17 protein-coding genes are annotated in these 21,991 nt (G+C 65.7%); 6 read left to right on the top strand and 11 right to left on the bottom strand.

Annotated elements, in window-relative coordinates; genetic code table 11:
• Nucleotides 1–45: 45 nt before the first annotated feature.
• The 3 genes from L1081_RS28495 to L1081_RS28485 form a co-directional block, all read right to left on the bottom strand.
• A complete protein-coding gene (locus tag L1081_RS28495; RefSeq protein ID WP_489417973.1) occupies nt 46–1,137 on the bottom strand; it encodes a hypothetical protein in 1,092 nt (363 codons plus the stop codon).
• A 62-nt stretch (nt 1,138–1,199) separates the two neighbouring features.
• Nucleotides 1,200–2,948 carry a hypothetical protein gene (locus L1081_RS28490; protein WP_489417972.1) on the bottom strand — a complete coding sequence of 583 codons (1,749 nt, stop codon included), beginning with the start codon at nt 2,946–2,948 and terminating at the stop codon, nt 1,200–1,202.
• A gap of 42 nt (nt 2,949–2,990) precedes the next feature.
• Entirely contained in the window at nt 2,991–3,641 is a 651-nt protein-coding gene (locus L1081_RS28485) for an aspartyl/asparaginyl beta-hydroxylase domain-containing protein (protein WP_489417971.1), read from the bottom strand.
• Between the two features lie 215 nt (nt 3,642–3,856).
• Between L1081_RS28485 and L1081_RS28480 the strand changes: the two genes are divergently transcribed.
• The gene (locus tag L1081_RS28480) at nt 3,857–4,765 is read left to right on the top strand and encodes an amidohydrolase family protein (RefSeq protein WP_489417970.1); all 909 of its coding nucleotides are present in this window, start codon (nt 3,857–3,859) and stop codon (nt 4,763–4,765) included.
• A gap of 13 nt (nt 4,766–4,778) precedes the next feature.
• Here the strand turns inward: L1081_RS28480 and yccS are convergent, their stop codons facing one another.
• Nucleotides 4,779–6,938 (bottom strand): YccS family putative transporter, encoded by a 2,160-nt coding sequence (gene yccS / locus L1081_RS28475; RefSeq protein WP_489418000.1) that lies wholly within the window; start codon nt 6,936–6,938, stop codon nt 4,779–4,781.
• A gap of 110 nt (nt 6,939–7,048) precedes the next feature.
• Complete coding sequence (locus tag L1081_RS28470) at nt 7,049–7,591, bottom strand: MarR family transcriptional regulator (RefSeq protein WP_489417969.1); 543 nt, start codon at nt 7,589–7,591, stop codon at nt 7,049–7,051.
• A 205-nt stretch (nt 7,592–7,796) separates the two neighbouring features.
• On the opposite strand from L1081_RS28470, the gene L1081_RS28465 reads away from it, so the two are divergent.
• Entirely contained in the window at nt 7,797–8,777 is a 981-nt protein-coding gene (locus tag L1081_RS28465; RefSeq protein ID WP_489417968.1) for a tripartite tricarboxylate transporter substrate-binding protein, read from the top strand.
• 30 nt (nt 8,778–8,807) lie between these two features.
• Here L1081_RS28465 and L1081_RS28460 read toward each other — a convergent pair whose 3' ends face one another.
• Together L1081_RS28460 and L1081_RS28455 are read right to left on the bottom strand one after the other, a co-directional pair.
• Nucleotides 8,808–9,785 (bottom strand): tripartite tricarboxylate transporter substrate-binding protein, encoded by a 978-nt coding sequence (locus L1081_RS28460; protein WP_489417967.1) that lies wholly within the window; start codon nt 9,783–9,785, stop codon nt 8,808–8,810.
• Nucleotides 9,786–9,812: 27 nt separating this feature from the next.
• The gene (locus tag L1081_RS28455; protein ID WP_489417966.1) at nt 9,813–10,979 is read right to left on the bottom strand and encodes an enolase C-terminal domain-like protein; all 1,167 of its coding nucleotides are present in this window, start codon (nt 10,977–10,979) and stop codon (nt 9,813–9,815) included.
• A gap of 105 nt (nt 10,980–11,084) precedes the next feature.
• Here L1081_RS28455 and L1081_RS28450 point away from each other — a divergent pair, with 105 nt between their 5' ends.
• Both L1081_RS28450 and L1081_RS28445 read left to right on the top strand, forming a co-directional pair.
• Nucleotides 11,085–11,984: a LysR family transcriptional regulator gene (locus tag L1081_RS28450; protein ID WP_489417965.1), complete on the top strand. Its 900-nt coding sequence runs from the start codon at nt 11,085–11,087 to the stop codon at nt 11,982–11,984.
• 408 nt (nt 11,985–12,392) lie between these two features.
• Nucleotides 12,393–16,418 carry an autotransporter outer membrane beta-barrel domain-containing protein gene (locus tag L1081_RS28445; protein WP_489417964.1) on the top strand — a complete coding sequence of 1,342 codons (4,026 nt, stop codon included), beginning with the start codon at nt 12,393–12,395 and terminating at the stop codon, nt 16,416–16,418.
• A gap of 509 nt (nt 16,419–16,927) precedes the next feature.
• Here the strand turns inward: L1081_RS28445 and oxlT are convergent.
• Complete coding sequence (gene oxlT / locus L1081_RS28440) at nt 16,928–18,283, bottom strand: oxalate/formate MFS antiporter (protein ID WP_489417963.1); 1,356 nt, start codon at nt 18,281–18,283, stop codon at nt 16,928–16,930.
• 216 nt (nt 18,284–18,499) lie between these two features.
• Here oxlT and L1081_RS28435 point away from each other — a divergent pair, with 216 nt between their 5' ends.
• A complete protein-coding gene (locus tag L1081_RS28435) occupies nt 18,500–18,961 on the top strand; it encodes a carboxymuconolactone decarboxylase family protein (protein ID WP_489417962.1) in 462 nt (153 codons plus the stop codon).
• Between the two features lie 105 nt (nt 18,962–19,066).
• On the opposite strand, the gene L1081_RS28430 is transcribed toward L1081_RS28435, so the two are convergent.
• The 3 genes from L1081_RS28430 to L1081_RS28420 all read right to left on the bottom strand — a co-directional run bounded on the left by L1081_RS28430 (nt 19,067) and on the right by L1081_RS28420 (nt 20,229).
• Nucleotides 19,067–19,534 carry an Imm50 family immunity protein gene (locus L1081_RS28430; protein ID WP_489417961.1) on the bottom strand — a complete coding sequence of 156 codons (468 nt, stop codon included), beginning with the start codon at nt 19,532–19,534 and terminating at the stop codon, nt 19,067–19,069.
• 82 nt (nt 19,535–19,616) lie between these two features.
• Nucleotides 19,617–19,916, bottom strand: coding sequence for a DUF2314 domain-containing protein (locus L1081_RS28425; protein ID WP_489417960.1), 300 nt, complete (start codon nt 19,914–19,916; stop codon nt 19,617–19,619).
• A gap of 76 nt (nt 19,917–19,992) precedes the next feature.
• Entirely contained in the window at nt 19,993–20,229 is a 237-nt protein-coding gene (locus L1081_RS28420; protein ID WP_489417959.1) for a toxin-antitoxin system YwqK family antitoxin, read from the bottom strand.
• Nucleotides 20,230–20,512: 283 nt separating this feature from the next.
• On the opposite strand from L1081_RS28420, the gene L1081_RS28415 reads away from it, so the two are divergent.
• The gene (locus L1081_RS28415; RefSeq protein WP_489417958.1) at nt 20,513–21,799 is read left to right on the top strand and encodes an IS256 family transposase; all 1,287 of its coding nucleotides are present in this window, start codon (nt 20,513–20,515) and stop codon (nt 21,797–21,799) included.
• The last annotated feature ends 192 nt before the right edge of the window (nt 21,800–21,991 follow it).

Raw genomic sequence — 21,991 nt, 5'->3', positions numbered from 1 at the left:
ATTTGCCTCTGTTCTCGGAATATGGCTTTGAGGTCGACGGCATCTTCAGCCCGGCGATGCCGGATCGAGCGCCAGGAACCGAACGACCTCCGGCGTGGAGATCCGGAAGGAACCCACGGCGCGCTGAACGGCCCGCATCAGGATCGGGTTGTTCGCGGTCGAACGCTGGTCTTCGTTGGTCCACTGGTTCGGCTGCCGGTTCTTTTCCCGCGTGACCTTGTCGTCGTCTTCATCGAGTTCCTGAAGAATCTTCAGCATCAGGGAATGTCCGCGCCAGACCTCGTCCCGGATCACCGGCGTTCCATCGGCAAACCTTCTGCTGCGCAATTCTTCAGGGACGATCATCGGCGCGTCCTGGCTCCTGGCGAGTTCGGCCAACCGGTTCCAGAAATGCCTCACGTCATAGGGATTCGGGTTGAAGAAAACCCGTTCATTGAGCTCCTTCCGAGAGGAAGGAAGCGGGGTGCTCCACATTTCGCGGCTGCGCTCGTTCTCGGCCAGAGTGACCCATTCCGCCCATTTCGCCATGCCTTCGAGGAACCAGCTCGCACGGAACATGGTGTAGCCGTATTGATAAAGGTGGAACAGCTCATGCGGAATGAGGTAGTCCTTCACCCGCTCATGATTTCCGCGCATCGTGGAATTGATGCCGATCGAGATCGAGCATCTGTCATCGCGGTTGCGGCTGCCGGGGTAGCGCACCACGCCGGAGAAAGACAGCCCTCTTTTCTTCGCGTTCTCCTCGCTATAGGTGCCGAAGTCCAGGAAGTCGATGTCGATGGATTCGGCGCGCCGGAACCTGGTGCTGCGCAGCGGGTCGCGAAAGCCGTTCCCGTTGAATATCTGCCGGACCGTGTCCAGGTGCAATGCCGCGTCCTCGACGATGTCGGGCACGCCGTTGCGATTCAGATCCACGTTGGTGTACAGCGCGTGCGGCCCTGACTGCGTGTAGAAGACCCGGATGCCGTTGAACTCGAACTTCTGCTCCAGTTCCAGCCTGTGCGGATTCTTCGAGGCTCTGCATGCGGGCGCCTCCTGCAGGTCCTGCGCCAGAACTGCGGAAGCAGAGCCCAGTAGTACAAAGGCGATCGCTCCGCCCGCGATCAGTTGCTTCCATGGCGATTTCTTGGCCGGCATTGCTGCTCCTGTTGCATATCCTGCATGGCTCGCCAGGCGAGGCTCGATCGACGGACCACTCTTCAGCTCAGGGAATTCCAGAGCAGCTTGTCCATCTCGCTCAAGGGCCCTGAAGGCAAGTCGGCGCTCAGCATTCTCTTGAGTTCCCCCCGGCCGTACGATGCCGCCGGCATGGCTTCGGTCGGATGGATGTTTTGCAGCGGCTCGCGCCGCACGCCCTGGAAGAGCAGGGCATGCGCCAGGGAGCAATGAGACCGCAGGCGCCTTGGAAATCCGAACCACTCTTCCTGGGCGGCCTGTGTCTGAAGCGCGAGGGTGTTGGCGTAGCAGCGCATGGAATCGGCGGATCCGATGGCGAATTGATCCCCTGCATAGAGGGTCTTCGTGATCATCAGGTTGTTGAAGTAGATCAGGCGCTGCTTGCGGCATTCCTCGGCCATCTTCATCCAGTCGGGCTTGCTCTCTCCAGCCCGAAAGGCGCGGTCCGGCCGGATCCTGAGCACGAGGTCATAGGCCTCCCCGTCCTCTTCCATCAGGCGGTGCGCCTCCTGGATCTTGTAGAACATCTTGCGCTGGTTGTTGGCATCGTTCTCGAATTCAGGCCGTTGATGGCTTTCGATCACGACCTTCGCATCGGTCCCGTAGACCGCTCGGATGTCCGATTCGCTCACGGTCGAGGAGACGGCCAGCAGCGAGAAGAAGTTTGGATAGGATTTCTTCAGGGCTTCCATGCCGTACAGGAATCCCGCCTGCTTGTAGGCCGCGGCAAATGGCGTGTACTTGAATATCCTGTCGACGCCGTTGCCGGAGATCGGATCGGGAAGCCGCCAGCCGGTGTCCTCCCAGGTGTGCACGAAATACTTCACGCGATGCTCGTGAAGGTGGAGATTTTTCCAGGTCTCGAAAGCCTTGGCGTATCCCCTCAACTGCCCGGAAACGCAAACCGCAATATTCAGGTGCCTTCTTGAAACCGTGACCAAGCGCCTGGCGTCGACGCAAAAGGCGCGCGCGATTCTTGCACTGGACTGCGCCGGCCCGTCATAGCCGGGCGCGGGCGCCGGGTAAAGATCGTGCACCTGGTTGAGCACGCGGTCATAGACGGCGTGGTCCAGCAATGCATAGCCCAGGATCAGGAGGCGGCATATGGCGGCCTCGTTCAGGCAACGCACCCCCTTGTCGTCCTGCAGCATCTCCAGGACGAAATTCCTGAAGATCTCCACATTCTTCGGAAGCACGGTCTGGAAGAACTTGCACAGGACTTCGTGGTTGTACCGCTCGAGAAAATCGACCAGCGTTTCCTTGCCGATGTCTTCCCCGTAGGCGCGAAAGCCCTCGATCGCCAGCGTCAGGGCAGTCTTGTCCCGAGCGTTCTTGAAGGCCTTGTTTTCAATCAGCGGCCTGGCAACGCCAGCGGCACTCGTGTAGGTTGCCCCATGGTGCCGCTTGAGGCCCGCCAGATAGCTGGCGAAGCCGAAGGGAGATGCATCGATCGTTTCCTCCAGCTTTCGCGCAAAGTGACCGATCTGCCCCACGATCAGCTGCGTGGATGCGATGTCGATCGCTTCGGAGTCCGTCTTCTCGAATGCTTCCTTCCATCGCCCGCTGGATCTCAATTCCAGCGCAGCGCTGGCGTTGCCCGAGAGGATCAGGCCGTCGTGGTACCTGGAAAGAATGTCCTTCGCGAATTCATGCCCCTCTTCCAGGGCCCGGCGCAAGCGATACAGGCTCAGTTCCAGCTGGTCCGACTGGCTGAAGGCCTGCAGTTCCGCGTCCATGTCCGCGACGCAGCGCCATTCGTTGAAGCTGTCCATTTCACGCTTCGGCGGCTCGGCGCGTTCCGGCGGAGGCGCCGGTCATGCGGTCCGCTCTGCAGCGGCAGGCGCTTCCTGCAGCACGGGCAGCCGGGGCTCGGCCAGCATCGAGAAGTCGGGGCCGGGGCTCAGGCCCATCAACAGATGGACGCGATTCGACGGCTCGTTGCTGCGATTGACCGCGCGATGGCTCAGGTCCACCCGCACCAGCCATGCAGAACCGTCGGCGGGCAGGTGCACGCTCTCGATGCTGCCATCGGCACGCTGCCATTCGAAGAAGCAATTGGGATTGGTGATGATCGGAATGTGCAGCCGCCATGTCTCCCTGAGCGCATCGGTGTGCAGCGGCATCTCTTCGCCCTCGCTCTCGAGCTGCATGATGCGGGCCCGGAAGTGCTCGATGCCGCGATGGTGCAGGCTCTCCATGACCTCGGCGAGGTAGCCCGTGCACACCTCGGTGGGCGTGACTCCCCGGCTGGGAGCGGCGGCCTGTGTCGGGGCGATGCGCCGGATGCCGTCCGCCAAGGTGCCGTCGCGGCTGGTGACGGCCCAGCCGATGTAGTCGACCCGGTTGTCTCGGTAGGGCACGGCCGGCTGCTGCTTGACGTGGTCCAGGAAGTGGGCGCGGAGCTTTTCCGGATCGACCTTGAAATCAGCCAATCTCGCGAACATGACGTCTTTCGAGCGCTTCATGGTGTCTTCTCGTCCTTCCATGCCCCGGCAAAAAAGCCATCTTCTTTGCCGATTTATACAATTGATACACATACTAGCACCGGCTGCGAAAGGCGCGCGTGCCGGAAATCACGAAACCGCGTTGCAAAAGTGAACCGGGTTCAGGCCCCGCGTCCTCTCTCGCCGCCCGGTTCGGCAGCTTCGAAAATAGGCGGGGTTCCACCCTCACGACACACATGAGAGCCATCGCGCCCCTCGCGGCCTTTGTCCTGGCCACTTTCTTTGCCGTGGCGCCCCAGGCCCACGGCCAAGCCGCCCAGAGCCCGCCGCCCTACGCCGGTCCGCTGTTCGACACGCACCTGCACTACAACCAGGAAGCCTGGGACGGCAACACCGGGCCCTACCCGCCCGCCGAGGCGCTCGCACGCATGCAGCGCAACAACGTGACGGCCATCATTGCCAACTCGCGGCCCAACGCCGGCACGCAAACGCTGGCCGCGGCGCGCGAGACCCGCGCTGCGGGCGTGACCGTGGTGCCCTTCGTGCGGCTGTACCGCAACCGCGACGACTACAGCAACTGGTTCCGCGACGAGACGATCCACGAGATGGTGCAGGCCGAGCTGGCGCGCGGCACCGCCAGCGGGCCCTACCGCGGGATCGGCGAGTTCCACCTGTACGACAGCGCCAATGCCAACGGCCCGGTGGCAAAGAAGCTGATCGCGCTGGCGGAGCGGCAGAAGCTCGCGGTGCTCGCGCACGTCGACGACGTGGCGATCGACCTGTTGATGGCCAACGCGCCGTCGAAGGGCCGGGACCTTCGCCTGATCTGGGCCCACACGGGCATCGGCGGCGCGCCCATCGAGCGGGTGCAGGCGCTGCTGGAACGCTATCCGCTGCTGATGGGCGAACTCTCGTACCGGCCGGGCCTGACCTGCGAGGGCGGCCGGCTGTGCCCCGAGTGGCGCGCGTTGATCCTCAAGTACCCGGAGCGCTTCATGATCGGCTCCGACACCTGGGTGAACCAGCGCTGGAGCGCCTACGACGAGATCATGCGCGGCTACCGCACCTGGCTCGGCGACCTGCCGCCCGATGTGGCACGGCGCATTGCCTGGGGCAACGCGGCGGCGCTGTTCGACCTGCGCTGAGCGGTTCTGCCGCTCAGTGGCCGGGCGCGCCGTCCGGCTGCGGCTGCAGCCATCGGCCGGCCTGCTCGCGCAGTGCCTCGATCTGCCGGCGGACCAGCGCAAGCTCGGTGCGGAAAAGCCGCGCCGCGTGGTCGCCGGCATCGCTTCCCTGGGGCGCCGCTTCCGGCGGCGCAAGGTCTACGGGCTCGGCGCCCGCTTCCGGTGAGCCGCTTTCCATGTACGACGCCAGCGCATCCAATGCCGCCGCGGCGCCCTCGGCCTCCATGCCCAGGGCGTCCAGCTGCTGCGGCGCAGGCAGTGCCACGCGATGCGCGCCGAGCGCCGAAAGATAGCTCAGCAGCGTGTGCGACTGGATCAGGAAGCGCAGCGCCGTGCCCGCGCGCGGCCGCGCGAAGCCGGGTTCCCGGAACATCTCGAACACGGCGGTGGACAGCGTCGCATCGGCGTTATGTGCGTTGCGCCGGGCGAGCCGGTAGGCCAGGTCGTCGCGCGCGCCCGAGCGGTACTGGTGCGCGATCTGCCGCAGGTAGTGCGCATGGTTGCGCAGCGCCGCTGCCGCCAGGTCGCTGAAACGCCGCGCCTGCCAGTGCGGCAGCACCAGCACCATCGCGAGCGCGGCAATCAGGCTGCCGATGGCGGTATCGATCAGCCGGGGCACCATCAGCATGTCGCTGTCGCCCACCTGGTTGAAGCACATCAGCACCAGCACCGTGACGGCCGCGGTCGCCAGCAGGTAGCGGGTCGCGCGCGTGGCGAAGAAGAACACGCCCGCGGCCACCGCCAGCAGCGACTGGGCCCAGGGCTGCGGAAAAAGCACCAGCAGCGCCCAGCCCGCCACCACGCCGATCGCCGTCCCCGCGATGCGCTGGCCGACGCGCGACACCGTGTCGCCCCAGGCCTGCTGGCAGACGAACAGCGTGGTCAGCAGGATCCAGTAGCCGCGCACCGGATGGATCAGCAGCATCACGCCATAGCCGGCCACCAGCGCGACGGCCAGCCGCAGCGCATGGCGGAACAGCGCCGAGCGCGGGGTGAACTGGCGCCGCACGCGTTCCACCATCTCGCGCGCTGAACGCGGCGAGCGGTCGAACAACCCCATGTCGGCGCGTCCGGCCCGGGCCGACGGCTCGGTGGCGCCGGCGAGCTGCCGCTCGAGCTGCGCCAGGTTCCACGCCATGGCCTCGACGGACGCAAGCAGCGCCACGCGGCGCGGTTCGCGCAGCTGCGCGCGTTCGTGATCGATGGCGCTGTGCAGCTCCGCGAGCGCGTGGCCGGTGGCGGGATCGGCGGCAAAGGGTTCGCGCCGCTCGATGGACAATGCGAGCCGCCGGCAGGCCTCGCCCTGCAGGGTCAGCACGCGCTGGCAGCGGTAGAGCAGGTCGCTGTGGAAGAAGGCATCGGCCAGCGCGTTGTAGTCGTCGTGCGACGAGGTGGCGCGCTCGTGCACGTCCTGCGCAATCAGGTAGAGGCCGCGGTAGCGCACGATGCGGCCCGTGGGCGCGCGCGTGCTGCCGATGCGCCGGAAGATGCCTTCCTTGGCGGCGTTGAGCCCGGCCACCACCTGGGTGTTGAGCTGCGCGAGCGACAGCCGCTTGCGCTCCATGTCGATGCCGCGCAGCGGCTCGAAGAGCGAGGCCTTGAAACACACGTAGTCGCCCAGCACGCGGAACAGCCCCGCCAGCTGCGCCTGCACCGGCTGGGCCGGAAAGAGCATGCTCCATGCCACCGAGAACACGCCATACCACGCGGCGCCCGCCAGCAGCAGCAAGGCCTCGTGGAGCCGGCCGGCGCCGTCGGGCGCGACGGCGTTGCCGTCGATGCCCAGCATGGCGTAGACCGCCAGAATGAGCGTGGCGAAGCCGACCGCCTTGTAGCGCGGCTCGATCGCGCCCAGCATCGTCAGCGAGAACGCGGCCAGCGCCAGCCCCGGGACGAAGAGCACGGGGTGGTCGATCCAGGACACGACCGCGAAGGCCGCTGCCGCGAAGCACAGCAGCGTGACGGCCTGCGCGCGCAGCCGGCCCCGGCCGCTGTCGTCGGTCTCGGCCAGTGCGCTTGCAATCGCACCCAGGAACAGCGGTGTCATGGCTTCGGCATGCCCGCTGAGGCTGCCGATCGCCATCAGGCTGCCGAGCGTGAGCAACACCCGCAGCGACTGTGCGCGGCCCGCCATCCAGCGAAGGCGCTGGTGGAAAAGATCGAGGGAGAAAAGAAAAGGCATTGCCATCGTTTTGCACGATGCGTGCCAGCGCGCGGCCCGTGCTGCGGCCGTATCCGCGGGATTCAGCCCGCCTCGGGCCACCGATGCCGCGTGCCGCCCGCGCGCCGGTCGGCTTTCTCCGCCACCACGCCCTGTGCGCTCAGCGCGCCGGCGCGCTGTTCGAGGTGCTGCAGGCACTGGAGGAACACGTCGAGTTGCGCGGGCGCGATGCCCGCGAGCAGATCGGTGTTGAGTGCCGCGATGCGCGGGAACACACGCTCGAAGAGCTCCCGGCCCGAGGGGCTCAGCCGCACGTGCACGCCGCGGCGGTCTTCCTCGTCCTGCCGGCGCGACACCAGCTTCTTCTCGACCAGGCTGCGCAGGCCGCGCGAGGTGCGCACGCGGTCCAGTTGCAGATGCGCGGCCAGCGCCGAGGACGTCATCTCGCCGTGCTGCGCGAGCGTGCCGATCATTCCCCACTCGCGCCGCGTGATGCCGAAGCCGCCCTCGACCAGGCGCGTGGCCATGCCGCTGGCGGTGCGCACCGCGCGCGAAAGCCGGTACAACAGCAGCTCGTCCAGGGAGCGGGGCGCGCGCAGGGCGCGGGCGTCGGGAAAGGCTTGCATGCCTTGCGTGTCGTGCATCAGGTCGGGCCCGTCAAGGCGGTGTCGTTCGCGCGCCTCGCGCGGAAATGATGGATTAGATCAACTGTTTGTTGCGTGCGTATAACCATGTAACAAATGACACGGGAAGAAACGAATGTGGGCTGGCGATTGTCGCCGTGAAGCCCTGCGCGTGCCCGGTCGCCACCACTGCAAGCAGGAAGATCCGATGACCGCATTCCTTTCCCGGCGCAAGCTCACGGCATGGTGCCTGGCGCTCGCCGCCGGTGCCGCTCCCCTGGCCCACGCCCAGGCGCCCGCGCTCGATGGCGCGCTCACGCTCGTGGTCGGCTACACCGCCGGCGGCAGCACCGACCGCATCGCGCGCCTGGTCGCCGAGCGGCTTGGCCCCAAGCTCGGCGTGGCCGTCACGGTGGAGAACCGCCCGGGCGAAGGCGGCCGGCTCGCAGCCAAGGAGGTCAGGCGCGCGGCCGCGGCGCAGAACGTGCTGATGCTCGGCAACCCCGCGGTGATGGTGGTGGCGCCGCTGGTCTTCAAGGACGCGGGCTACGACGCCGAAAAAGACTTCGTGCCGGTGTCGCAGGTCAGCAGCTACGACTTCGCGCTGGCCGTGGGCAACAAGCTGCAGCTCGACCGCGCGATGTTCCTGGTCGGGCGGCTCTGGGCGCATCCGGAAGAGGCCGTGTTCGGCGTGCCGGCCACCGGCAGCCTGCCGCACTTCTTCGGCCTGATGGTGGGCGACGCGCTGAGCGTGCAGCCGCAGATCAAGGGCTACGGCGGCTCAGCCCCGCTGTCGGCCGACCTGAGCGGCGGCAGCCTGCCGATCGCCATCGACACGCTCGACTCGCTCTACGGCCAGCACGTGGCCGGCAAGATCCGAATCCTGGCCGTGTCGGGCAAGAAGCGCGTGAGCTTCGCACCGAACATTCCCACCTTCCGCGAGGCCGGCATGAAGATCGATGCCGACGGCTGGAACACCTTCTTCGCCCCCGCCTCGATGCCCCCGGCCAAGGTGCAGCTGCTGTCCACCAGGATCCGCGAGGTCATGCAGGACCCGGCGCTGCAGAAGGCTGCCAACGCCGCCTACATCACACCCATCGTGAGCACGCAGGCCGAGACCGTGCAGATGCTCAAGGCCTTCCGCCAGCAGTGGGAGCCGGTGGTGCGGCGCTCGGGCTTTCAGCCCTGAGCGGTCCGCCGGCCCGCTGCCCTCGTCGCATCAGTCGGCGTATTCGCCGGCGTCCTTGATCACCGTCGACCACCGCGCTTTTTCGGCTTCAAGGTATTTCCTGTGGCCGGCAGGCTCGAGTCGGTCGTCATTGACGACTGTGAGGCCGAGCGCCTCCTCCCGCTTGATCAGATCAGGATCCTTCAACGCGGTGCGCAGTGCGGCGTTGAGCTTGGCGAGCACTGCGGGAGGTGTGCCACGCGGTGCATACAAGCCGTGCCAGACCTGGACGTTGAAGTCTTTCAGTCCGGCTTCAGACAGGGTCGGCGTTTCCTTCAGCGCCGCGAGCGGTAGCCGCTGCAAGCTGGTGATGCCGTAGACCTTGACTTTCTTTCCCTCGATCTGCGGCACCGCGTTGGTCGCCTGTTCGCACATCACATCGACCTGGCCGGCGATGAGGTCCGTCATCGCCGGCGCGGTCCCCTTGTAGGGCACGGGCGTCATGCTCGTCTTCAGCGCGCCCTGAAGCATCAGGCCGCACAGGTGCGATGCGGAACCGATCCCCGCGTTGGCGAGGTTCACCTTGCCGCCATTCGACGCGATCCACTGGCGCAACTCGGCGAAGTTGCCGGCAGCGAGGCTCGGCCTGCCTATCAGCACCGAGGGCGCTTCGTTGACAAGACCCAGGGTTTCAAAATCTTCCGGCACCTTGTAGCTGAGCTTGCGGTACAGGGCCGGTGCGGTTGCCATGCCGATGTGATGCACCAGCAGCGTGTAGCCGTCCGGCGCGGCGCGCGCCACCTTGGCCGAGCCGATCGTGCCGCCCGCGCCGGCGGCGTTGTCGACGATGACGGTCTGGCCGAGAGGCTTGCGAAGCGCCTCGGCCAGGTCCCGGGCGATCTTGTCGCTGGGGCCGCCGGCGGCAAAAGGCACGACCAGCGTGACGGGCTTCTCGGGAAACTCTGCGCACGCCAACGAAGCGAATCCGAGCACGGCGAGGCCGGCGCCGCAGCGCCAAAGATGGATCATGATCTTGTCTCCTTGGGTTTGCGGGTGTCAGGCCGACAGCGCCTGCATCTCGCGATACAGATCGGCCTTGCCTTCGAAGCCGATGCCAGGCAAGTCGGGCAGCGTCACATGGCTGTTCTCTACCTTCACGCCATCGGGGAATCCGCCGAACGGCTGGAACAGGTCGGGGTAGGACTCGTTGCCGCCCAGGCCGAGCCCAGCGGCGATGTTCAGCGACATCTGGTGCCCGCCGTGCGGGATGCAGCGGCTGGCCGACCAGCCGTGCTCCTTGAGCATCTCGAGCGTGCGCAGGTACTCCACGAGGCCGTAGCTCAGCGCGCAATCGAACTGCAGCCAGTCGCGGTCGGGGCGCATGCCGCCGTAGCGGATCAGGTTGCGCGCATCCTGCATCGAGAAAAGGTCTTCGCCCGTGGCCATCGGGTTCTTGTAGAAGTTGCGCAGCGCCGCCTGGAGTTCGAAGTCCAGCGGGTCGCCCGGCTCCTCGTACCAGAACAGGTCGTATGGCGAAAGCGCCTTCGCGTAGGCGATGGCGGTCTCAAGGTCGAAGCGCCCGTTCGCGTCGACGCAGAGCTTCTGGCCGTCCTGCAGCACTTCCATGATCGAATCGATGCGGCGAAGGTCTTCGTCGAGCGAGGCGCCGCCGATCTTTTTCTTGACGACCGTGTAGCCGCGGTCGATGTAGCTGCGCATCTCGTCCTGGAGCTTCCTGTGGTCCTGCCCAGGGTAGTAGTAGCCGCCCGCCGCGTAGACGAAGATCTTGCGGTTGGGCGTTCCGTCTCCGTAGCGGTCCGCCAGCAACTGGAAGAGGGGCTTGCCTTCGATCTTGGCCACGGCGTCCCACACCGCCATGTCGATCGTGCCGATCGCCACGGAGCGTTCACCATGGCCGCCCGGCTTCTCGTTGGTGAACATCGTGTTCCAGATCTTGTGGGGGTCGAGGTTGTCGCCCGTGTCGTCGACGAGCGAAGCCGGATCCGCTTCGAGGATGCGCGGGATGAACCGCTCGCGCATCAGCTTGCCCTGGCCATAGCGGCCGTTCGAATTGAAACCGTAGCCGACGACCGGCTTGCCGTCGCGGATCACGTCGGTGATCACCGCGACAAGACTCAACGTCATCTTGCTAAAGTCGATGTAGGCGTTGCGGATGGGGGAGCTGATGGGGATGGTTTTCTCGCGGATTTCGACGATCTTCATGGTTGGTTCCAGGGGGTGTTTGGCTGAGAGCCTCTATGGTCCGCCGCACGGGATTTTTGGGCCAATGCTCCTTTTCGCTGCTTCCATGCACTGGACGAACCGCGCATGAATCTGATCTGGCTTGAAGACTTCGTGGCCCTGGCTGCCACGGGAAATTTTTCGCGCGCCGCGGAGGATCGCCACAGCTCCCAACCCGCGTTCAGCCGGCGCATTCGCGCGCTGGAGGAGTGGATCGGCGCCGAGCTTTTCGACAGGAGTTCGCAACCCGCCAAGCTGACCGAAGTCGGCGAATGGTTCACCGGCGTGGCACAGGAATTGATCGCCAGAGTCGCGCGGGTGCCGGGCGACGCCAAGAAGGTCGCCGAAGCCAGTTCGGTCACCTTGCGCATCGCCTCCACGCATGCGCTCTCGTTTACTTTTCTGCCGCGATGGCTGCGAAGCCTCGAATCGAATACGACGCTCGGGCCGGTGCAACTGATGTCCGACGTGCTCCAGCGTTGCGAAGCACTGATGCTGCAAAGCAAGGTCCAGTTTGTGTTGAGCCACGCGCACAGCAAGGCGCAAGGGGCGCTGGATGCAGAGCCGTACAGGTCGGCCCGGATCGGTGAGGATCTGCTGATCGCGGTGTCGGCGCCGGACGAGGAGGGTAACGCGCGCTATCAGCTCGCGCGCCAAGGCGGACCTGCAGTACCCATGCTCCAGTACACGGAGGAATCAGGACTGGGACGCATCATGCGCGCCGTGATCGTTCGCAGGCTGGAGTCGGTTCCGGCGCAGGCCGTCTTCACGGCCCATCTCGCCTCTGTCCTCAGAACGATGGTGCTGGACGGCAGGGGGATCGCGTGGTTGCCGCAGACACTGGTGCAAGACGATATCGACCAGGGTCGGCTTGTCGCCGCGGCGGGCAGCGAGTGGGAGGTTCCCTTGGAAATAAGGCTCTATCGCGACAGCGAGCTTTTGGGGACGGCCGCGAACGCGTTCTGGAATGCAGCGATTGGAGTGTGATCGCTGCCAATTGGACGAATCCGCAATGTAAGGACGCTTTGCACTGCATTGCGGACTTCCGTTGCGGTAACCGTAAGGCAGCAGCGGGCCTTTGCAGACACAGACATCGGCGGATAGCAGCCGCTCGGTACCTGCTGGTGCCGAGCGCGGAAGTGCACGCTGCGACAAGGTATCAGGCGCAGGTATGGCTGGCAGCGCCGACCACGTCGAAGTCCGGGGGCAGGCAGCGCCCTTGCTTTGAAGAGGAGTTTCGGCAGGGTCAGCAGGTTGGCCTTGGCGTCTTAGGGTGAACGATCTCCCGCAGCAGAAGCGGCGGCGATGTCCATGACTACCTTCGGGTAGTTGAATCTTCTGTTGCAAATGTTACATTGCGCCCGTTTTTGCCCTTTTTGGTGAGGAATCGTCGGAATGAACCGTACTTATCGCGTTGTATGGAACGGCGTGCTGGGTGTCTGGCAGGCCGTGTCGGAGCTTGCTGCATCGCCTGCGCGGTGCTCGACAGTCGAAGGAAGCCGCAAAGCGAAGCGGTTCGCGGCGGCCGCCTGCCTGCTCACGCTGGTCGCCGTGTCCGGCGGTGCCTGGGCTCAGGCTGCGGGCGGCGAGACCTTCGTCGGCCTTGGCGGCACAGGCGGCCGGGGCGGTGCGGGCAACGGCAGCGGCGGCGGCGGCGGCCGCCTCGGTGAGTTCCCCGAGACCAACGGCCTGGCTCCGTCGGGCGGCACGGGGGGCGATGGCGGCATCGGCGGGGGCGGGCTTGGCGGAACGGGCGGTGCCGTGGGGGCGACCAGCGTGGCCGGCTCGGTCACCGGGGGCTCGGGAACCGACGGCACGCCCGATGGGGATCCGGTCTACGGCGGTGGCGCCGGCGGTGGCGGCGGTGCTGCCGTGTACACATCCGACACGGGCATCACCGTGTCGGACAGCACCATCCTGCGGGGCGGCAATGGCGGTGCCGGCAGCGTCGCGCGGCTGGCCGGCGGCGGTGGCGGTGGCGGCGCGGGCCTGCAGTCCACGGCGGCCGGCGTCAACCTGAACAATGTGGGGCAGACCATCGGCGGCAACGGCGGCGCGGGTGGCGTCGGCCAATGGGCCGGCGGCGGCGGTGGTGGTGGCGACGGCATCGTGCTGCAAGGCGGCGGCGCGACCGTCGCCAACAGCGGCGCGTCCGTCGGCGGTGCCGGAGGCATCGGCACCGTCAGCGGCGGGTTCACCGGGACGTCGTCATTCGGCGGCGAGGGCGGCGCGGGCCTCGCGCTGGAGTCCAGCAACAACTCGGTTTCCAACACCGGCTCGCTGACGGGGGGCGCGGGCGGTGCCGGCGGCATCGCCGTGCGTTTCGGCGTGGGTGGTGCGGCGCTGCGCGTTCGGGGCGACTCGAACACCATCGTCAACACGGGGACGCTGACGGCCGGCATGGGCGGCGACGGTGCCACGCGCGGCGACGCAGTACGGATCACCGGCAACGACAACCGGCTCGAACTGCGTGCCGGCTCGACGATCACCGGCCTGCTGAGGGTGGTTTCCGGCACCGGCAACGTGCTGAGGCTGGCGGGCGACACGACCAACGGGACCACTTCGCTCGACGCCGGCACCTACAGCGGCTTCGCGCGTTACGAAAAGACCGGTGCCAGCACCTGGACGCTGACCGGCATCAACACCGGCCTGACGCCCTGGTCCGTGCGCGGCGGCGCGCTCTCCATCGCCGACGATCGTGCGCTCGGCAATTCGAGCGGTGGGCTCGTGCTCGACGGCGGCGCGCTGAACGTCACCGGCGACACCACCGCCACCCGCACGGTCGCATTGGGCCCGGGAGGCGGCACCTTCGATGTGAACCTGGTCCGCACGCTGACGCTGAACGGCGAAGTCTCGGGCGGCGGAGCGCTCCTGAAGACCGGCCAAGGCACGCTGGTGCTGGGCGCGGCCAATTCGTACACGGGCGGCACCTCGGTGGCAGCGGGCAGCCTGCAGGCGCTGGCGACCGGCGCGCTCGGCACCGGGCCGGTGTCGGTGGCCGGCAACGCCTCGCTGCTTTTCGGCGGCAATGCCGACGCGGGCGGATTGACGATCACTGCCGCCGAGCGCGGCCCCCTGCCGACGGACAACGCCGGCTTCGTGCAGTTCGGCGGCAGCAGCTCGGCCGGGAATGCCCGCCTCGTGATGAACAGGGATGCGTCGGCCGAGTTCAGGGACAACGCCTCCGCCGGCAACGCCGTCATCGAGAATCGCGGCGGACTGACGAACATCGTGTCCAACGCCACGGCTGGCAGCGCGCGCATCACGAACTTCGCCGGCGGCCAGATCAATCTGCTGGACGACGCCAGTGCGGGCCAGGCGACCTTCATCAACGAAAGCGGCGGCCTGATCGACATCTTCGACCGCGCGACCGCCGACCAGGCCACCGTGGTCAACGCCGCGGGCGGACGCCTGCGCATCCGTTCGCTGACGGCGGCGGGAATCTCCATCGGCTCGCTGTCCGGCGCGGGGGATGTGATCCTCGGCGCCAAGACGCTGAGCACGGGCGGACTCAACGGTGACACCGAAGTCTCGGGCGTGATTTCGGGCACCGGCGGCTCGCTGGTGAAGGTGGGCACAGGCATGCTCACGCTCTCGGGCGCGAACACCTACACGGGCGGCACCGCGCTCAAGCAGGGCCGGCTCAACCTCGGCCATAGCCAGGCGCTGGGCACCGGCGCGCTCGCGATGGACGACGGCACCACCCTGGGCTTCAGCGCCGACGGGCTGACGATCGCCAACGCGATCCAGCTCACGGGCACCACCGATCCGGTCATCGACACCGGCGCCTTCAACGCGACCCTGAGCGGCGCCATCAGCGGCGGCGGCTTCATCACGAAGGAAGGTGCGGGCACGCTGACGCTGTCCGGCGCCAACGACTACACCGGCGCCACCAACGTCGCGCAGGGCACACTCAAGGCCGGCGCCGCCAACACTTTCAGCGCGGCTTCCGCCCACAGCGTGGCCTCGGGCGCGACGCTGGACCTCGCGGGCTTCAGCCAGACAGTGGCCTCGCTGGCCAACAGCGGCACCGTCTCGCTCGCGGGCGCGACCGCCGGCACCACCCTCACAGTGACGGGCGCCTTCGTCGGCAACAACGGCGTGCTCAGGCTCGGCACTGTGCTCAACGGCACCGGCCCGTCGGACCGCCTGGTGCTCGACGGTGCTACTGCCTCCGCCAGCGGCAGGACGACCGTGCAGATCACGAACCTCGGCGGCCTGGGCGCGCTCACCAGCGGCAACGGCATCGAGGTGGTCACTGCGAAGAACGGTGCCACCACGACGGCCCAGACCACCAAGGACGCGTTCAGCCTGGCCAACGGTCACGTGGATGCCGGCGCCTACGAGTACCGCCTGTACGCCGCAGATGCCAGCGGTGCGGGCGAGAACTGGTATCTGCGGTCGAGCACCCCCGCGGCTCCCACGCCCTCTGCGCCTTTCACGCCCGTGATCACCTACCGCGCCGAAGCCTCGCTCTATTCCGCCCTCGCGGGCCAGCTGCGCCAGGGCAACCTCGCGATGCTGGGTGACCTGCGCAAGCGCGTGGGCGACGACGACGTGAAGGGCGCAGCGACCACCCCGGCCGGCTCCGATCGCCGCGCCTGGGCCCGCGTGCTCTCCACCGATATCGACATCCAGCAGCGCGGCGCGGTATCGCCGTCGAGCAAGGGCCGTCTCACCGGCTTCCAGGCCGGCACCGACCTGCTGGCCACGCCGAATTGGCGCGCGGGCATTTACGTCGGCCAGTTCGACGGCGATGCCAGCGTGAGGGGCTTTGCCAGCGGCATCCAGAACCTGAGCGTCGGCCGTAACGACCTGCGCAGCCAGTACCTGGGCGTGTACGGCACCTACACCAGCGACAGCGGCTTCTACGCCGACGCGGTGGCGCAGTCGGGCCGCCACCGCTACACGGTCGAACCCCTGGCGAGCCCGGGCACGAGCGGCAAGGGCAACAGCCTGCTGGGCTCCATCGAAGTGGGGCAGTCCTTCGCGCTGGGCGGCAGCGGCTGGCGCATCGAGCCGCAGCTGCAGCTGATCCATCAGCACATGGACCTGGACAACTCCGCCATCGTCGGCGCCGTCGTCCAGCCGCAGGCCGACAGCGGCTGGATCGCCCGCGCGGGCGTGCGGGTCAAGGGCGAGATCGCGACGGGCGTCGGCACGTTGCAGCCCTACGGCCGCTTCAACGTCTATCGGACGTCCAGCGGCGCGGACGTCGCCCGCTTCGTGAACGGCACGACCACCACCGACATCGCCGCGCCGACCGGCGGCACGAGCACCGAACTCGCGGGCGGTTTCACGCTCGCACTGGGCCAGTCGACCAGCCTCTACGGCGAAGTCGGCAAGCTCTGGGCGAGCGGCGGCAACGCCAGGGTGAAGAGCTCGATCAATGGATCGCTGGGTGTTCGGGTGAAGTGGTGAGGCTCCGCAGTTGGGCGACCACAGCCGCCTGGCCTTCATGCAGATGTACTGTGTGTGGCGTACAGAGCATCCTTTGCCGTCTCTTCGGGGGCCGGAGATCCAGTAGTGCTCGCCTGGTCTCAACGTCGAAGTAATTCGACTTGAATCCGTTCCCCTTGAGGCTACGAAAAAGCCTGGCCTACGTGGTACAGCGTCGCCCCGGACTTCGAGCAGGTAACTCGGCCGATGCGAGCTGGTCCTGTCAGACCACCCGACTTCGCTTCAATGTACATGATGCGGCTCTTCATAAAGTTGTGCTCTCGTGAAAAGTGGGAGGTCGGTGGGAATGGCCGGTCCTGGCCGGAATCCGTCCTACGACCCGCGCTGCGATGAAGGATGCCAACAATTCGTCGCATCTGCGTTGTCTGTCGTCAGAGGGGATTTGCGCGATCACTTGTGGTTCCATGCTGAACATGAAGCTCCAGCCGAACCCAGCGCCGAGCTGAATGACCGGTTCGTCGCGCTGACTCTCAGGGCCCTCGTCTCATGTTCGCATTCCCCACCTCGATCGTTCTCCGGCGCATCGGTGCAAGGACCAGCTTGGCGGCAATGCCAGCGCCGATCGACACAACGGCAGCCACCAGGAATACGCGGTCCCAATTGCCGCCCGCGGCGAGTACCGAACCCAGCGGCACGAACAGCGACGCGGTGCCCTTGGCCGTGTACATGGTGCCGGCGTTGCTGGCGGCATTCTTGCCTCCGAAGGTGTCGGCCACCAGCGCCGGAAAGATCGAGTAGATCTCGCCCCAGAACAGGAACACGAGCGCCGCAAAGGTCATGAAGGCCGCAGGTTCATGGCCGTACAGCTTCAAGCCGAGCAGCGCGAGCCCTTCGCCGACGAAGACCAACAGCATCGTGTTCTCTCGACCGATCCTGTCCGAGACGAAGCCGCACAGCGGCCGGGTGAAGCCGTTCGCCAGGTTGTCGATGGCAAGCGTCATGGTCAGCAGCGGCATCGACATGCCAAGGAAGTGCATCGGCAACTTGTCGATGTGAAAGTCCTTCGCGATCGGGCCGATCTCTGCCGTTGCCATGAGTCCGCCGGCGGCCACCAGCACGAACAGCAGATAGGTGAGCCAGAAGACCGGCGTCTTCATCATCTGCGCAGGCGTGTAGTCGACCTTGGTCATGACCAGGCGTGTTTGCGCGGTCACGCCCTTGGGCGCAAAGGGCTTCGTCATGAACATCGCGAGCACGAAGATGCAGCCTCCCTGGACGATGCCGAAGTACACGAAGGTGTGTTCGTAGCCCGTGCTCTGAATCATGTTCGCGATCGGGATCACGGTGAGCGCCGCGCCGGCACCGAACCCGGCCGCCGTGAGGCCCGCGGCCAGACCGCGCTTGTCAGGGAACCACTTCAGCGCGTTGCCGACGCAGGTGCCGTAGACGCAACCGGCGCCAACGCCGGAGATCACGGCGGCCGTATAGAGCATGGTCAGCCCGTCGGCATAGGCATTGAGAATCCAGCCCAGTGCGGCGAGCACAGCGCCGGAGGCGACCACCGGGCGGGGACCGAAGCGATCGACAAGCCAGCCTTCGACGGGCACCAGCCAGGTCTCCACCACGACGAAGATCGAAAAGGCGATCTGGATCGCGCCCAAACCCCAGTGATGCTTGGCCTCCATCGGGGCGACGAACAGGGTCCAGCCGTACTGCACGTTGGCGATCATCGCCATGCAGACGATGCCCAGCGCGAGCTGCACCCAGCGCAACGATCTGCTCGGGGCGGTAGTGGTAGCGGTGGTAGTAGTGGCCGTGGAGGCCGCTTGGGAGGTGGTTGCGATGGCTGCGCGCGAAGGCGTGCCATCCCTGGGCTGAGGGATCATGAGAAGAACCTTTCCTTTGTCTCTTTGTGGAGTCTGTAGTTGTGGAAAGCCATCGAATCGCCGCACTCGCATGCGATCGATCCGAAGGGGCAATGTCCGGGCGATCGCGGGAAAAACTCTTGACCTGCGTCAAGATTGCCGCCGCCTGTCACAAAACAATGTGCCCGCACGTCTAAGAGGTGTTTCCCCCAACCCTCAAGCTACAAGGAGCTCACAATGTCCTCAGCCCGACTCGACTACCACGCCCTCGCGCCCACCGCAGCACGCGCCGGCGCCCAGTTTTCCCACGCCGCCGGCAGCACGCTGGACAAGCGCCTTCGTGAATTGGTGAACTTGCGCATCAGCCAGATCAACGGCTGCGCTTTCTGCATCGACATGCACTGGGCCGATCTGATCAAGCAAGGCATGGAGCCTCGCCATGTCAACGCTGTCGCCGGTTGGCGCGAGGCGGCACGCTTCTTCAGCGAAGCCGAGCGCGCCGCGTTCAACTGGGCGGAGGCCGTCAATGCGGTGCCGCAGCGCACACCCAGCGATGCGGACTTCGAGGCTGTGAAGCGGCACTTCAGTGATGCGCAGATCGCGGATCTCACGTTCGCGGTCTGCGCCATTCGCTCGTGGAACATGCTCAATGCCAGCTTCCACATGCCGGTGCCTGAAACGCCCTACACAGCCGGTTGAATCCGTCCGGCCGGCGGCCGAGATCGAACAGCATCGGGGCCTCTGCCGCGAATTCGACCATTTCGGAGTTGATGACGAAGGTCGGCCTATGGCCGATTGTGGGTATCAGCTATTCGGAAAGCTGACCGGATGCTCCGCGAATGGAGCCACGCCGACCACGGTTGCTCGTCTTGCCTTGAAGCTTCCCGAAAGCCCGTAGCAGTGACAGAGCTCCACTGAAAGGAGCGGAGTGTTCCCCTCATCGGTAGTCTCAAGTTCGAAATCGAGACCCGAGAGGACGTTCTGATGATTCAAACCATCAAACTCAACCTCGCTCACCTCTTCGAACAGGAAGTGAACGAGCGAGTCAGCCTCCAGCCTGTAGAACCCGTCCGCTGTGACGTCAGAGGTCATATTCCAACCCCGGATGGTGAGCTCAATGCTGGGGTAGTACGTGCCGTTTGCGTGCCTCCGTGCCCGGTCCATCACGACACGATGCACTTCACCATCATGGAAGCTGGGCCAACATCCGAACACCTTCAGAACGGCACTGTTGTTCTCTATGAATGCGTAGGCGTCAACGGGAGGATTCATGGTCACAGCATACGATGAGGGCCACACGAGCAGCTCTTTGCCAATGACCGGTTGAATCCGCAGCCGAAAGCAGCAACGCCAGTCACTCGTCGTCGTAGATCTGAATGATGTGTTCAGGGCCGAATGGGACCAAAGCGCCGATCTGCAGTTCGTCCGTGGACACCGGCTGATTATTCAGCGAACCGACGTAGCCGGTAGCGGTGACTTCCTCGACGATCACCCACATCCGTTCAACGTCAACTGTCTCGTCATGCTCGATGCGAAACACCAGCTTGGCGAGCTGACCAAGCTGGAGGTTGGCTCGGTGCTCCCGAGGAGGGATGTAGAACGTCGCTGGTGCTTCTTTGTGCAGGGCTTCCCCATCATCGAGTTCGAAATACACAACTGTCCTCCTTGCTTGGGCGAATGAGCGGTTCCCGGCGGTGTCTTATCGAACGATGTCCGAAACTGGTCGACAGTCATCGTGCTTCGTCGGAAGGCTGTTCACTTCCGTCGGGGCCCCAGAAGCGCCACGTTCCGACCTCCTGGCCGTGGTGGTAGTTGCCTTCGGACGCCAGCTGGCCGTTCGCATGGAAGTCGCGCCAGGCGCCATGTTCCTTCCCCTCGAAGTAGCTGCCTTCGGAACTCACGACGCCGTTCTCGTGATAGGCCACGAACAGGCCATGTCGAATCCAGCGGGAGCCGTCAGATGCCATGTAGCGCATGTAGCGGAACTGTAGGCTCCCCGACTCGTAGGGAATTTCGGCAAGATGGAGGTCAGCTTCCGAGGGCATCAGCGCATTGTGAAGGCAAGGCGGTTAAACCGACGGTCCGTTCTGGGGCCAAAAACATTGCGCCCCTCAAGAATGACAGGCGCCTCAAATGCGGCCTCGAGGATTCCATCGCGTTTGGCGTCGAACGACAAGCCTCCGCGATCATGGATGCTGAGCCTGTCCGGAATTTTGTGTGCGAGGCATAGCATGACGAGCAGGAGCATCTATGCCAAGCAGGAAGACGACGAAGGCGGCAACGGCCGCCGTGGCGGCGTTGCCGTCGATCCCCAAGGAACTGATTGATCAGTTCGTAAAGGGGCCCATGAGTGCCGAGGCGGTGCAGGCCGCCTCGATGGCCTTCAAGAAGGCGCTCATCGAACGCGCCCTTGGCGCGGAGCTGTCGCACCATCTGGGCTACCCGCCGGGTGCGGCGAAGACCGAGGACGCGAGCAACCACCGCAACGGTGCCAGCGGCAAGACCGTTCTGACCGAGGACGGTCCGCTGCGTATCGAGGTGCCACGCGACCGGGAAGGCTCGTTCGAGCCGGTCTTGATCCCCAAGCACGAGCGGCGCTTCACCGGCTTCGACGACAAGATCGTGGCGATGTACGCACGCGGCATGACCGTGCGCGAGATCCAGGGCTTCCTGGCCGAGCAATACGGCACCGAGGTCAGCCCCGAGTTCATCAGCTCGGTCACCGATGCCGTGATGGCCGAGGTCGGCGCCTGGCAGTCGCGCCCGCTGGAGCCGATGTACCCGGTGATCTTCTTCGACGCCTTGCGCGTGAAGATCCGGGAAGAGGCGGTGGTGCGCAACAAGGCGATCTACCTGGCCCTGGGCGTGCTGCCTGACGGCACGCGCGACATCCTGGGACTGTGGATCGAGAACACCGAAGGCGCCAAGTTCTGGATGAAGGTGTTTAACGACTTGCGCACGCGCGGCGTGAGCGACGTCCTGATCGCCGTCACTGATGGCCTCAAGGGCATCGGCGAGGCGCTCGGCACGGTGTTTCCGGCCACCACGCTGCAGACGTGCATCGTGCACCTGATCCGCAACAGCCTGGATTACGCGAGCTGGAAAGACCGCAAGCTGCTTGCCGCAGCGCTGCGCCCGGTGTACACGGCGCCCAGCGCCGAGGCCGCGCTGGACGCATTGAACGAATTTGAGCGCAGCCCGTGGGGCCAGAAATTCCCCACCGTCACCGGGGCCTGGCGCCGCGCCTGGGATCGCGTGATTCCGTTCTTCGCGTTCCCGCCGGCCGTGCGTCGCGTGGTCTACACGACCAATGCCATCGAGAGCGTGCACAGCCGGCTGCGCAAGATCATCAAGACCCGCGGGCACTTCCCAAGCGACGATGCGGCCACCAAGCTCATCTGGCTGGCGCTGCGCAACATCACGGCGGACTGGGGTCGCGCGGCAAAGGAATGGCGCGAGGCCATGAACCAGTTCGCGATACTCTACGAAGAACGATTCACGCAGCCCGTTCACGGTGGCGGCAGAACAGGAGGTTGAGCATGAATACATGGCTCAACCGGGTGCCTCCGGCGGCCTGGCAGGGGCCTGAAGATAGAGAAGAGAAATCAGTCAATCCGATTCAACCAACCGCCTCACACACAGAAATCCGGACACCCCCTGGATGCTCGCAATGATCCGATTTACTTCCCCGAACAAGCCGAGGTCATCCCATATCAACCACTCCTGCGG

The sequence above is a fragment of the Variovorax sp. MSC1_012 genome (genome assembly GCF_023667525.1).
Lineage (GTDB): Bacteria > Pseudomonadota > Gammaproteobacteria > Burkholderiales > Burkholderiaceae_C > Variovorax > Variovorax beijingensis_B.
This window is presented reverse-complemented; position numbering and strand designations above follow the sequence as displayed.